Genomic DNA, 12,286 nt, shown 5'->3' on the forward strand with positions numbered 1-12,286 from the left:
TTCTTCACTTAAGGAGTTTCAGCCTGATGAGCGGTTACATTCTGGCCATCGACCAGGGAACGACCTCGACCCGCTCGATGATCTTCGATCACGAGATGCATATTGTCGGCGTCGCCCAGCAGGAGTTCACCCAGCATTTCCCGGATTCCGGCTGGGTCGAGCATGATGCGGACGAGATCTGGCAGAGCGTGCTGGCGACCATCGAGAAGGCACTCTCTGCTGCCAAGATCAAGATCGGCGATGTCACCGCGATCGGCATCACCAACCAGCGCGAAACCGTCGTTGTCTGGGACCGCGAGACCGGCCAGCCGGTCCACCGTGCCATTGTCTGGCAGGACCGCCGCACGGCCCGTTTCTGCGACGAACTGAAACATAAGGGCCTGGAACCGCTCTTCACCGAAAAGACCGGCCTGCTACTCGATCCCTATTTCTCAGGCACCAAGCTCTCCTGGCTCTTGAAAAATGCCGACGGCTTGAAGGCCCGCGCCGAAAATGGCGAGATCTGCTTCGGCACGGTCGATAGCTGGCTCATCTACAAGCTGACCGGCGGCAAGGTTCATGCGACCGACGCGACAAATGCCTCGCGCACGCTGATCTATGACATCGGCGAAAACCGCTTTGACGACGAACTCCTTTCGATCCTCGAAATCCCGCGCGCCATGCTGCCGGAGGTCAAGGATTGCGCCGACGATTTCGGCATCACCGATGCCTCTGTGCTCGGCGCCGAAATCCCGATCCTCGGCGTTGCTGGCGACCAGCAGGCCGCCGTCATCGGCAACGCATGCTTTGAGCCGGGCATGATGAAGTCGACCTATGGCACGGGCTGCTTCGCGCTGTTGAACACCGGCCCCGACCGTGTCACTTCGTCGAACCGCCTGCTCACGACCATCGCCTATCGCATGAATGGCGAAACCACTTACGCTCTTGAGGGCTCGATCTTCATCGCCGGTGCCGCCGTCCAGTGGCTTCGCGACCAGATGGGCTTTGTGAAGGTCGCCTCGGAGACGGATGCGCTCGCGAGCAAGGCCGACCCGCATCAGCGCGTCTATCTTGTGCCGGCCTTCACCGGGCTTGGCGCACCCCATTGGGATGCCGATGCCCGTGGCGCCATCTTCGGATTGACCCGTGGAACGGGCCCGGCGGAACTCGCTCGCGCCGTACTCGAAAGCGTCGCCTACCAGACCCATGATCTCCTGGAAGCCATGAAGAAGGATTGGAACGGCAGCGCATCGAAGACGGTGCTCCGCGTCGATGGTGGCATGGTCGCCTCCGACTGGACGATGCAGCGGCTGGCCGACATCCTGGCCGCCCCCGTCGATCGTCCCGTCGTGCTGGAAACCACGGTCCTCGGCGCCGCCTGGCTCGCAGGATCCCGCGCCGGCCTCTGGCCCGACCAGAAGGGCTTCGCCGCGACCTGGAAGCGCGACCGCCGTTTCGAACCGGGCATGAATGTGACCGAACGGGAAGCAGCTATTGCCGGCTGGCAGGACAGCGTGTCCCGTTGCCTGACCACGCGCTAACCGACTAGGCGATCAGCGCGACCAGGGTCTCCAACCGGTCGGCGTCCTTCGGAAGCTTGTCCTGACGGAGACGCGCGATGCGAGGAAACCGCATCGCGACTCCCGACTTGTGCCGCGTCGAGCGAGCAAGCCCCTCGAAGGCCACCTCGACGACAAAGCCATGCTCGGGTTCTGCCCTCAGGCTGCGAACCGGGCCGAAGCGCTCCACCGTATTGTTGCGCACGAACCGGTCGAGCACCTCAAGCTCCTCGTCGGTGAAGCCAAAGTAAGCCTTGCCCACCGGCACCAGCACATCCCCTTCGCCGGGGATCGCCGTCCAGACCCCGAAGGTGAAGTCCGAATAGTAGCTGGACCGTTTGCCGTGCCCGCGCTGCGCATACATCAGCACGGCATCGGCATTCATCGGGTCCCGTTTCCACTTGAACCAGGGCCCCTTGGCCCGCCCGGCCTGGTAACTGCTGTCCAGCCGCTTCAGCATCACCCCTTCGATCACCGGATCGGGTGGGTCAGCGCGCAACTGCTCCAGCTCCTCCCAGGTCGAGAAGGAAACGAGCGGCGACAGATCGAACCGCCGTGGCTCCTGCCGCTCGACAAGCGCGCTTAGCCGCTCACGGCGTGTGAGGAAAGCCTCGGACCGAACGTCTGCCTCACCATCGAACAGGATGTCGTAAGCGCGGATGAAGACCGGATACTCTTCCAGCATCTTGGCCGTCACCGTCTTGCGATTCAGTCTCTGCTGGAGATCCGAAAAGGTTCGCGTCGGCGCATTGGTCCGCGACGTCCCGCCGACGAGCAGTTCGCCGTCGATCACGCCCTCGAACCGCGCTGCGTCGACGATATCGGGGAAGGCACCGGAAATATCGTCGCCGGAGCGCGAATAGAGCCGGCTTCTCCCGCCGGAGCAGGAAAGCTGCACGCGGATACCATCCCACTTCCATTCCGCGGCGAAATCCTTCGGATCGAGATTGGGGAGATCCCTGTCTTCGATCGGCGTCGACAGCATCACCGAATGGAAGATCGCCGGCGTCGACAGAACTGGCTTTTCGACCCGGTTCTCCAGCCAGGCGAAGAGTTCGGTATAAGGCGGCTTTAGCCCATGCCAGAGGCTCTCGATGTCGACGACATCCTTGTCGCCATAGAGCGCCAGTGCCTGCTTGGTGAGCCTAGCGGAGACACCGATTCGAAGCCCCCCGGTGACGAGCTTTATCAGCGCGAACCGCTCCGACGTATCGAGCCGGTCAAAGAGGTCGCGCATGACGGAGCGCGTTTCGTTGCGCCCGAGCCGCTGAAGCCGTTCGACGATCTTTGACAGGCTTTCGAGATCTTCCTCGCCTTCGGCCTCAAGCGTCTGCGGCTCCCAGACTAGCGAAATGGTTTCTGCCAGATCGCCGACATAGTCATAGGAATATTGAAACAGGATCGGGTCCATCCGCTCCAGGACCAATTCTTTCAGCAGCGCCGGCTTCACGCCCTTGATGTTGAGCCCATCAGTGAGCGCGGCCAGCGCATAGCCGCGATCCGGATCAGGCGTCTGCCGGAGATAGTCGACGAGCAGCGTCAGCTTGCCGTTGCGGCTGGGGGTCAGCACGAGGCGATCGAGGAGGCGAGCAAAGGCCCTCATGTCAGTCTCCCTCGTCTTCGTAGCCGACGAGGTGCAGTGGCCGAGCCTTGATACCCTCAAGTTCGCACCAACGCACCAGCGCTTCCTCGCGCCCATGGGTGACCCAGACCTCCTGGGGCCCGACCTCGCGGATCGTGTCCAGCAGTTCCGGCCAGTCGCAGTGGTCGGAGATGACGAGCGGCAGTTCCACGCCGCGCTGCTTGGCTCTCTGGCGCACCATCATCCAGCCGGACGCAAAGATCGCGAGGGGATCCTCGAAGCGCCGTGCCCAGCGGTCGTTGAAGGCGGAGGGTGGGCCGATCACCACGGCGCCCTTGAAGGCGCCAGACTTCTTGTCTTCGGTCGTCGCCGGGCGAAGCTCGCCGAGCTCCACGCCCTGTTCGGTGTAATAGTCGCAGAGCCGCGCCATCGAACCGTGAATGTAGATCGGCTCTTCATAGCCACCCCGCCGAATGAGCGAGATCACCCGTTGGGCCTTTCCCAGCGCATAGGCGCCGATCAAGTGGCTGCGTTCCGGAAATTGCTGCAGAGAGGTCAGCAGTTTCTGGATCTCCAGCCGCGGATCGGGGTGGTGGAACACCGGCAGACCGAAGGTTGCTTCGGTAATGAACACGTCGCAGGGCACCGGCTCGAAGCTGGCGCAAGTCGGATCTGCACCACGCTTGTAGTCGCCGGAAACGACGATCCTGGTCCCCTGCGCTTCGATCTCGATTTGTGCGGAGCCGAGCACATGGCCTGCCGGATGAAAGCGGACGGTCACGCCGTTCACCGATATCGTCTCTCCGAAGGTCGCACTCTGTGAGGTGCTGCAAAAGTCCTCGCCGTAGCGTATCGCCATGATGTCGAGTGTCTGGCGCGTGGCGAGCACATGGGCGTGCCCCGAACGGGCATGATCCGAATGTCCATGGGTGATCAGCGCCCGGTCAACTGGCCGGACCGGGTCGACATAAAAGTCGCCGAGCGGGCAGTAAAGCCCGCCCGGCGTTGGGTGAAGGAGAAGGTCCGGCTTGATCATGCCGTGAACATAGGGCGCCCGAAGACGCCCTTCCAGCACTCACTGCGTAAAGCGCGAAACGGCGAGATAACCTGCAGCGCAAGCGGTTGCCGAGAGAAATGCACCCCACGCCATGTCAACGAGGCTGACCTGCAGCGACCAGCCCTTCAGCGTGGCGAGATTGGTCATGTCGTAGGTGCCGTAAGCCAGAAGTCCAAGGAGCGCCCCGTTGAACAATGCGGTGACGATGCTTCCGGCGGACACGGCCGGCATGACCGCAAAATAGACAAGTCCGACCACGTAGAAGAGATAGAAAATCCCGGCGGCAGCAAAGTTGGGGGTCGCCAGCAGCAGGCTGCCGATATGCTCGCGGTAAAAACCTATCGCAATCCGCGTCAGCCAGAGATAGTCGATGGCGAAGAAAACAACGGCCGTGGAGATGTAGGCGATCACGTAAGGCATTTGTCTTCCCTCTCGACCGGGCGCCTGCCCGGCCTCCCATCAAATTCCAAGAACCGGCTGAACCAGGCGGACCAGAAGGCTCTTGAACTTCAGCGGTGCGTCGGTCACGGCAAGACAGATGCAATCCTCGTCCGGTGTCGCCACCGGCTGATGCGTCAGCGTCTCGTCGGCTTCCTCGATGTCCCCGCGTTTGAATACGGTCGCACCGTCGGTGAACGCGCCTTTGAGCACCAGCGTCAATTCGCGGCCGCCATGCGAGTGCTCCGGAACCGGCTTGCCGGCCGGAATCTTCAAGAGGCGAACCTGGCTCTCAGTATCTCTCGTCTTGATCGGGATATGATAGGCGCCGCGGCCGAGTGCCTTCCATTTCAAGGCCTCGACGTCGCCGCCAAGATAGGAGCGCAGCGGCTCAGGCAAAACCGGAAGATCGGTCGGAGTGGCAACCGGCTTTGCCGCGGCGAGCCGCGACGTGCCCTGCGACTTGAGCTTTGCCTTCATTGACGACCAGCTGTCTGACGCTGGCGTCTCTTCGGCGGTCACCTCGGTCGCCTCGAGCAATTGACCGCCGGTATGCTCCATGAAGGAGAGCCTGTTGCGGCAGGACGGGCAAAGCGCCAGATGTGTCGCAACGGCAATGCTCCAGCCCTCGGCCAGATTTCCGGTCGCATAATCGAGCAGAAGCTCGTCGCTGATGTGGTGTTGGACGTGGAGGGTCATGCCCGCTCCTCCAATGCTGCACGCAGCTTCGCGAAAGCGAGGCGGATACGTGATTTCACGGTCCCCATCGGCAGTCCGAGTTCGGCTGCGATCGTGCTGTGGGATGCTTCTCTGTAGAATGACATTTTGAGGAGTTCGAGCTGTTCGGGTGGCAGGGTTTCCATGGCGCGCCGAAGGCGATCAGCCTCCTGCTTGCCTTCGAATTCGACATCGGCCGGTGGTACGTCGTCCGGCACGAAGGCCGGATCAGACGGGTCAAAGGTCGGACGCCTCTCGCGACGGAATGCGTCGATGCGTTGGTTACGGGCGATGGTGAAGATCCAGCTTGAGACATTTCCCCTTGTTGGGTCGAACTGCTCGGCCTTGTTCCAGACCGCAAGCATCGTCTCTTGCATCAGCTCTTCGGCCGCCTGTCCGTCACGGGCAAGCTTCGCCATATAGGCACGCACCTTCGGACCGTAAAACTTGAAAATCGTCTCGAAGGCTTCGATGTCTCTATCGCGGCCGACGGCGGCCAAAAGCTGCGAGAAGTTACGCTGGTCCAGTTCTTCCACCGACTCGGTCATCGAAACGCTTTTTTTCCCTCGTTTGAGCGGCGCAACGACCTGTTGCCGTGCAATTCGCCCGGGGTCATTGTGGCACGCATCTGCCGAGATGTGTATCGCGTTCATCATGCAGCGGTCTACGCCGCGGTTCTCGGCTCGGATCACTGCCTGTGAATTTATTCGCTGCGATCAATCCATTGAGATTTGCTTTGCGTAATCAGCGACAAACAGATTGAATTGAAGATGTGGCAAAGGGCGGGAAATGGACACTGGTATGACGAAGGCCGCATCCGGCGGTAAACGCAGGGTCGCGGTCATCGGATCGGGGATTTCGGGCCTCTCATCCGCCTGGCTGCTGTCAAAGAGCGCCGATGTCGTTCTTTACGAAACCGAGAGCCGCCCGGGCGGCCATTCGAATACGGTGATCGCCCCCGGCGCCCAGAAAGACATCCCCGTCGACACCGGTTTTATCGTTTACAACGACCGGAACTACCCCAATCTCGTGAAGCTTTTCGAGCATCTCGATGTGCCAACCCTGCCGTCGAACATGTCTTTTGCCGCCTCTCTCGGCGGTGGCGCCTTCGAATATTCGGGTTCGGGGCTCTCGGGGCTCTTGGGGCAGAAGTCGAACATTCTGCGTCCGCGCTTCTGGCGCATGGTGAAGGACGTTCTTCGCTTCTACAAGGAAGCCCCCGGCCTTCTTGAGCGTCGTGAACTCGAAGGCGTGTCGCTTGGCGACTACCTCGCATCCGCCGATTATTCGCCTTCCTTTATCGAGGATCATCTCCTGCCGATGGGCGCTGCGATCTGGTCGACCACGGCGTCGGAGATGCGGCTTTATCCGCTGCATGCCTTCATCCGCTTCTTCGCAAACCATGGATTGCTGGTTCTCAAGGATCGGCCGCAATGGCGCACGGTCAAGGGCGGTAGCCGCGAATATGTGGCCCGTATCCTGGCCGATTTCCGCGGGGAAGTGCGCCTGGGAACGGCCGTGACGGGTGTCCGCCGTGGTATTGCCGGCGTTCAGGTGACCGATGTACATGGTGGCGTAGAGGTCTTTGATGACGTCGTTCTCGCCACCCACGCAAACCAGAGCATCGATCTCCTGGAAGACGCGGACAGCGAAGAGATAGAGATCCTCGAGTCCTTCCAGTATACGCCCAATCTCGCCGTGCTGCATTCGGACGAGACTTTGATGCCGAAGCGAAAGTCGGTCTGGTCCAGCTGGAACTATGTGGCGGAGAAACAGGCAGACTCGAGCGAAACCCTTTGCGTCACCTACTGGATGAACAAGCTGCAGTCGCTGGATCCGGCAACGCCTCTCTTCGTCACCCTCAATCCCTGCCGTCCGATCGATCCGTCCAAGATCATCAAGACTTTCAACTATGAACACCCGCTCTTCGATGTCGCCGCAATTCGCGCCCAGCGCCGTATCTGGCAGCTTCAGGGCCGCCGCAATACGTGGTTCTGCGGTGCCTATTTCGGTAGCGGGTTCCATGAAGATGGCCTGCAGGCGGGGCTTGCCGTAGCCGAAGCTCTCGGCGGTGTCCGTCGTCCATGGTTGGTCGAGAACGAATCGGGTCGCATCGTCATCGGTCGCCAGCTCGAGGCGGCGGAATGAAGTTGAACTCCGCAATCTATGCCGGGCATGTGCTGCATGCCCGCAGCCGGCCCAAGAAGCACAGCCTGCGCTATAGTGTGTTTTCGCTTCTGGTCGACCTCGATGAGATCGACCAGTTGAATGAAGGCCTGCGCCTATTCGGCTACAACAGGGCGGCGCTCTATTCGGTGCATGACGCGGACCATGGCAATGGTCGCACCGGCGAACTGAGAGCCTGGGTTGAAGAGCGCCTGGCCGCGGCCGGCGTGGAGGCCGATGGCATAAAGATCCACATGCTCTGCTATCCCAGGATCTTCGGCTATGTCTTCAATCCGATCACGGTGTTTTTTTGCTATCGCGCCGAAGGTGAGCTTGCCGCAGTCCTCTACGAGGTCTGCAACACGTTCAATGAGCGCCACACCTATGTGATCCCGGTCGAGGCTGAAGAGAACGGCATCCTGCGCCATCGTTGCGCAAAGGAGATGTATGTCTCGCCATTCATGCCCATGAACTGCGAATACAATTTCCGTATCAGCCCGCCGACCGATGATGTGACCATCAACATCGGCGAGAGCGATCCGGAAGGGCCACTTTTGTTTGCAACTTTTTCCGGCCGGCGCCGTCCTTTGTCAGACAAAGGTTTGTTGCACATGTTGCTGAAGTATCCTTTGATGACGCTCAAAGTGATGGGTGGCATTCATTGGGAGGCACTGAAGCTTTGGTGGAAGGGCGTACCCATCTACCGACATAAGCCAGCAGCAGCCAGAATAGCGTCTACGATCGTCGTGCAGAATGGGATGAACAAGTCATGAGTCACGCTGAGCAGGAAATGCACCCTGTGGTTAGCTCTCTCACATTCTGGCAGCGCATGATGTGCCGTTGGGCCGACCGGATCGCCGTGGGCCGCCTGACACTTCAGTTCGAAGGCTATGGTGAACATGTCGCGATCGGTGCAAACCCGGGCCCGAATGCCGTATTGTGTGTCCGCAATGCGAGCCCGGTCTTTCGCCTCTTGACCAGCGGGACCCTTGGATTTGCCCAGGCCTATATGGACGGAGATCTGGATTCTCCTGATATTGGCGCGGTGCTCGAACTGGCGCTGGCCAACGAAGCGCAGCTCGGGCGAGTTCTGTCCTCCTCATCCATCTTCATGACGCTCGCCCGCCTGCGTCACAAGCTGCGCCGCAATTCGAAGAAGGGTAGCCGGCGAAATATCGCTTATCACTACGATCTCGGCAATGCGTTCTACGGCCTCTGGCTGGACCGCACCATGACCTATTCCTCCGCGCTCTACAGCGCACCCAGCATGAGCCTTGCCGATGCGCAGGAGGCGAAGTACGCCCGCATCGTCGACGAGCTGAAGATCGGTCCCGAGGATCATGTTCTGGAAATCGGCTGTGGTTGGGGCGGCTTCGCCGAACATGCGATCCGCAAGACCGGCTGCAGGGTCACCGGGCTGACGCTGTCGACCGAGCAGGCGAAATTCGCCCGCGAGCGGCTCGATAAGGCCGGTTTCGCCGACAGGGTCGACATCAGGCTCGAGGACTACCGCGATTGTCGCGGGCAATACGACAAGATCGTTTCGATCGAGATGTTCGAGGCGGTGGGTGAAGAAAACTGGCCGGTCTATTTCAAGGCCGTTCAGAACCTGCTGGTCGAAGGCGGGCAGGCGCTGATCCAGACCATCACCATCGATGAGAGCCGCTTCGATTACTACCGCCGCAGCGCCGATTTCATCCAGACCTATATCTTCCCCGGCGGCATGCTGCCTTCGGTGACCGTTTTCGAGCGGGACGCTGAGGCTGCAGGCCTGAAGGTCGGTGACCGCTTCCGCTTCGGCCGCGATTACGACCGTACTCTGATCGCCTGGGACAGCGCTTTCACGGCCAACTGGCAGAAGATCGAGCCTCTCGGTTTCGACCGCCGCTTCTACCGCATGTGGCGTCTCTACCTGCACTATTGCGCGGTTGGCTTCCGCTTCGGTCGCATCGACGTCGTGCAGTTCAGGCTGGACAAGCCAGCCTGAACGTCAGGTTTCCCAGATTTGCAGTTTGTACTCCGGTCAAGAGCCCTTCGGCCGGAGCATCTTGCGCGTCAGCGCAAAGCGCAGCGCGTGGGGCAGGGCGTGCAGAAAACGGATCGCGAGTGCCATCTTCCAGGGGAAGATGATCTCGAACTTGCCCTTGGCAAGCCCCTTGGCGATCGTGTCGGCAGCCTCTTCCGAGGAAACCAGGAAGGGCATCGGGAAGTCGTTCTTCTTGGTGAGCGGTGTGTCGACGAAACCCGGGTTGATGATGGTCATCTTCACGCCATGACGCTCGAGCTCGGGATAGAGCGCTTCGCACATCACGTTGAGCGCGGCTTTCGTCGCGCCATAGGTCGCAGCGCCGGGGAGCCCGACATATCCTGACACCGAGGCGACGACTGCGATGTGTCCGCGGCGCCGCGCGATCATCGCCGGCATCACCGTTTCCAGACACGAGGCGGTGCCGAGCACGTTGAGCTCGAACATCTGGCGGGTCCGCGCGCTGTCAAAGTCATCGGCATAGTCGCGGGTGTAGGAACCGGCCGCAAAGACGGCGAGATCGACCGGGCCCATTTCGCTCTCGATCGCCGCAAATGCCTGCTTGACGGCTGCGGGGTCGGTGACGTCGAGCGGGTAAACGCCGACCTTGCCGGGATGACTGGCTGAGAGCGACGCAAGGGCATCGACACTGCGGGCGCTGACGGCGATCCGGTATCCGTCTCGAAGCAGGCGTTCGGCGAGCGCGCGGCCAATGCCGGTGCTGGAACCCGTAATCCAGGCAATCTTGTTCATGATATCCTCTTGCTTGATCTCCTGAACAATACGCCCCGGGGGCGCGCTCGGTTCAGGCCGTCCAGCTGGAGAGCACCGAAAGCCCCTGCTTCAGCAGATCTTCTGCGTCTTCCTTGTTGGCGGCCTCGACATAGCAGCGCATTTCCGGCGCATTGCCAGAGGGCCGAAAGTGGATAACCCGGCCATCGGCCAGCGTTGCCCGCAATCCATCGATGTCGCTGACGCTTTCGACGGCACCGATTGGGCTGAGGAAAGCCGACAAGTGATCTCCCGATGCCCTGAGATGCGCCATAAGCGAGGCGCTGCGTTCACTTGCGTAGTTCTCCAGGCGGTCGCTAAGCGCCACCGGGAGATTGAAATCGTCAACCAGTTCTGAAAGCGAAAGGCCGCGTTCTGCCGCGGTTCCGAGCACGGCCAGCGCCGGCAGGAAGCTGTCCCGGGTCGGCAGAGCCGCGATGGTCTTTTCACCGATGGTGAAATCTGATCCCAGCATCAGACCGCCATTCGCCTCAAAGCCGAGCACGCCGGCTTCTCCAGCCGAGAGCGCGTCCTCCATGGCGGCGATGACAAAAGGCGAGCCGACGCGCGTGCGGCGCACGGCAAAGCCGCCGTCCTGCTCGAGGCCGGAATTCGATGTGACAGGCGTTGCTACAACCTTCGCCTTGAGGAAGCGGGAAACGATCAGGCCGAGCAGATCGCCGCGCAGCGGCCTGCCATGCTCGTCGGCCACCAGCGGCCGGTCCCCGTCGCCATCCGTCGAGATGATCGCGTCGAGGGCGAGTTCGTCGCTCCAATGCGCAAGCTGCGTGACCGTGTCCGCCGATACCGCTTCGGTATCGACAGGGATGAACTGCTCCGAGCGCCCCAGCGGAAACACGGTTGCTCCGCAACGCTCAAACACCGTGACCAGCATGTCGCGGGCGACCGAACTGTGTTGGTAGATGCCGATCCGCTTTCCCCTCAGCGCATCGGGCGCAAGGATGCCGAGATTGCGGTCGATGAAGAGCTGCGTTGCCTCTGCCTCGCCAGCCGTTCCGGAACCGGCCTCGACCTTGTTGGCGTCTGCATCGTCTTTCAATGCGGCTGCGAGACGCGTGATCGCCTCCTCGTCGCTCTTGTTGACCTCTCCATCGGGCCGGTAGAATTTGATGCCGTTGCGGTCGGCGGGAATATGGGAGCCGGTGACCATGATCCCGGCCGCCCCGATCGAGGCGCCGTAGAGCGCCAGCGCCGGGGTTGGGATGGTGCCGCAGTCGATCGGAACAAGGCCAAGGCGCTTCATCGCGGCCATGATCGTGGATGAGATTTCCGGGCTCGACGGACGAAAGTCGCTTCCGACCACGACAGGCGATCCCGGCTGCAGTGCGCCGCTTTCCAGCATGTGTCTTGCGAAGGCGGTTGAATAAAGTGCTGAGACCGAGCCAACGAGATCTGTCGAAAGCCCTCTCAAGCCGCTCGTACCGAACTTTACTGTCATGCATGCCTCCTGAGGGTCTCGCGAACAGATGGCGTTATATGGGCCTGTGACCCAAGGCATCAAGCGGAAGTATCGCTTGGCCGTCAGGCAAGTCCAAATCTGTGGGGGGGTCCAGAAACGAAAAGAGCCTGGCGCGGGAGGAGGATGCGCCAGGCTCTTAAACTTGATCGGCAATTGGGAGGAGGAGGAGTATTGCCGATCCTACCGAGCGGCACTGGGAGGAGGAGTGCGCCGCTTCGATGCTTTGGTTATATCCACGGCGCTCGATTCTGCCAAGCGCGCTTGTTGCAACGCAGCAGTGCGTAAAATGCATGGCTTGATGTCCGGGCAGGAACGCGCTGCTACGATTTTTGCAGCGACACGCTTTCGTATCTTTCGCATCGGCGCGTTTCTCTGAAAACAAAAGCGCGTTTGCGTAGCAATTGAGCAAATCTCTATCCTGCTTAGCAGTTTCTCATGCACCTATCACAAGGCTGTGACCGCCTTGAGTGGTCCGGGCAGGCGCGGGATGGTGCAAGGGTGTGCTTTGGTC

General features: G+C 60.9%; 12 protein-coding genes. 5 read left to right on the forward strand and 7 right to left on the reverse strand.

Annotated elements, in window-relative coordinates:
- Positions 1-26: 26 nt before the first annotated feature.
- Positions 27-1,520, forward strand: a complete 1,494-nt coding sequence (glpK, locus tag GH983_RS20535) for a glycerol kinase GlpK (RefSeq protein WP_153763360.1) — start codon at positions 27-29, stop codon at positions 1,518-1,520.
- Positions 1,521-1,524: 4 nt separating this feature from the next.
- Here the strand turns inward: glpK and GH983_RS20540 are convergent, their stop codons facing one another.
- The 5 genes from GH983_RS20540 to GH983_RS20560 are packed head-to-tail and all read right to left on the reverse strand — an operon-like array spanning position 1,525 to position 5,880.
- Positions 1,525-3,141: a cisplatin damage response ATP-dependent DNA ligase gene (locus GH983_RS20540; RefSeq protein ID WP_153763361.1), complete on the reverse strand. Its 1,617-nt coding sequence runs from the start codon at positions 3,139-3,141 to the stop codon at positions 1,525-1,527.
- A gap of 1 nt (position 3,142) precedes the next feature.
- Complete coding sequence (locus GH983_RS20545) at positions 3,143-4,156, reverse strand: ligase-associated DNA damage response exonuclease (protein ID WP_153763362.1); 1,014 nt, start codon at positions 4,154-4,156, stop codon at positions 3,143-3,145.
- A 39-nt stretch (positions 4,157-4,195) separates the two neighbouring features.
- A complete protein-coding gene (locus GH983_RS20550) occupies positions 4,196-4,597 on the reverse strand; it encodes a DUF2177 family protein (protein WP_054149362.1) in 402 nt (133 codons plus the stop codon).
- A 39-nt stretch (positions 4,598-4,636) separates the two neighbouring features.
- The gene (locus GH983_RS20555; RefSeq protein ID WP_153763363.1) at positions 4,637-5,314 is read right to left on the reverse strand and encodes a ChrR family anti-sigma-E factor; all 678 of its coding nucleotides are present in this window, start codon (positions 5,312-5,314) and stop codon (positions 4,637-4,639) included.
- Entirely contained in the window at positions 5,311-5,880 is a 570-nt protein-coding gene (locus GH983_RS20560; RefSeq protein WP_006725285.1) for a sigma-70 family RNA polymerase sigma factor, read from the reverse strand. The genes GH983_RS20555 and GH983_RS20560 overlap by 4 nt, the downstream gene beginning before the upstream one ends.
- 253 nt (positions 5,881-6,133) lie before the next feature.
- On the opposite strand from GH983_RS20560, the gene GH983_RS20565 reads away from it, so the two are divergent.
- The 3 genes from GH983_RS20565 to GH983_RS20575 are packed head-to-tail and all read left to right on the forward strand — an operon-like array spanning position 6,134 to position 9,485.
- The gene (locus GH983_RS20565; protein WP_153763364.1) at positions 6,134-7,480 is read left to right on the forward strand and encodes an NAD(P)/FAD-dependent oxidoreductase; all 1,347 of its coding nucleotides are present in this window, start codon (positions 6,134-6,136) and stop codon (positions 7,478-7,480) included.
- Positions 7,477-8,271, forward strand: coding sequence for a DUF1365 domain-containing protein (locus tag GH983_RS20570; protein WP_153763658.1), 795 nt, complete (start codon positions 7,477-7,479; stop codon positions 8,269-8,271). The genes GH983_RS20565 and GH983_RS20570 overlap by 4 nt, the downstream gene beginning before the upstream one ends.
- Entirely contained in the window at positions 8,268-9,485 is a 1,218-nt protein-coding gene (locus GH983_RS20575; RefSeq protein ID WP_153763365.1) for a cyclopropane-fatty-acyl-phospholipid synthase family protein, read from the forward strand. The genes GH983_RS20570 and GH983_RS20575 overlap by 4 nt, the downstream gene beginning before the upstream one ends.
- Positions 9,486-9,521: 36 nt before the next feature.
- Here the strand turns inward: GH983_RS20575 and GH983_RS20580 are convergent, their stop codons facing one another.
- Both GH983_RS20580 and GH983_RS20585 read right to left on the reverse strand, forming a co-directional pair.
- On the reverse strand, positions 9,522-10,277 hold the full coding sequence (locus GH983_RS20580) for an SDR family oxidoreductase (protein WP_153763366.1): 756 nt from the start codon (positions 10,275-10,277) through the stop codon (positions 9,522-9,524).
- 52 nt (positions 10,278-10,329) lie between these two features.
- The gene (locus tag GH983_RS20585) at positions 10,330-11,754 is read right to left on the reverse strand and encodes a phosphomannomutase (RefSeq protein WP_153763367.1); all 1,425 of its coding nucleotides are present in this window, start codon (positions 11,752-11,754) and stop codon (positions 10,330-10,332) included.
- Positions 11,755-11,980: 226 nt separating this feature from the next.
- On the opposite strand from GH983_RS20585, the gene GH983_RS24165 reads away from it, so the two are divergent.
- Positions 11,981-12,151 carry a hypothetical protein gene (locus tag GH983_RS24165; RefSeq protein ID WP_171901535.1) on the forward strand — a complete coding sequence of 57 codons (171 nt, stop codon included), beginning with the start codon at positions 11,981-11,983 and terminating at the stop codon, positions 12,149-12,151.
- The last annotated feature ends 135 nt before the right edge of the window (positions 12,152-12,286 follow it).

Origin of the sequence: Agrobacterium sp. MA01, assembly GCF_009650195.1 — a bacterium.
In the GTDB taxonomy this organism is placed as follows: Bacteria; Pseudomonadota; Alphaproteobacteria; order Rhizobiales; family Rhizobiaceae; genus Allorhizobium.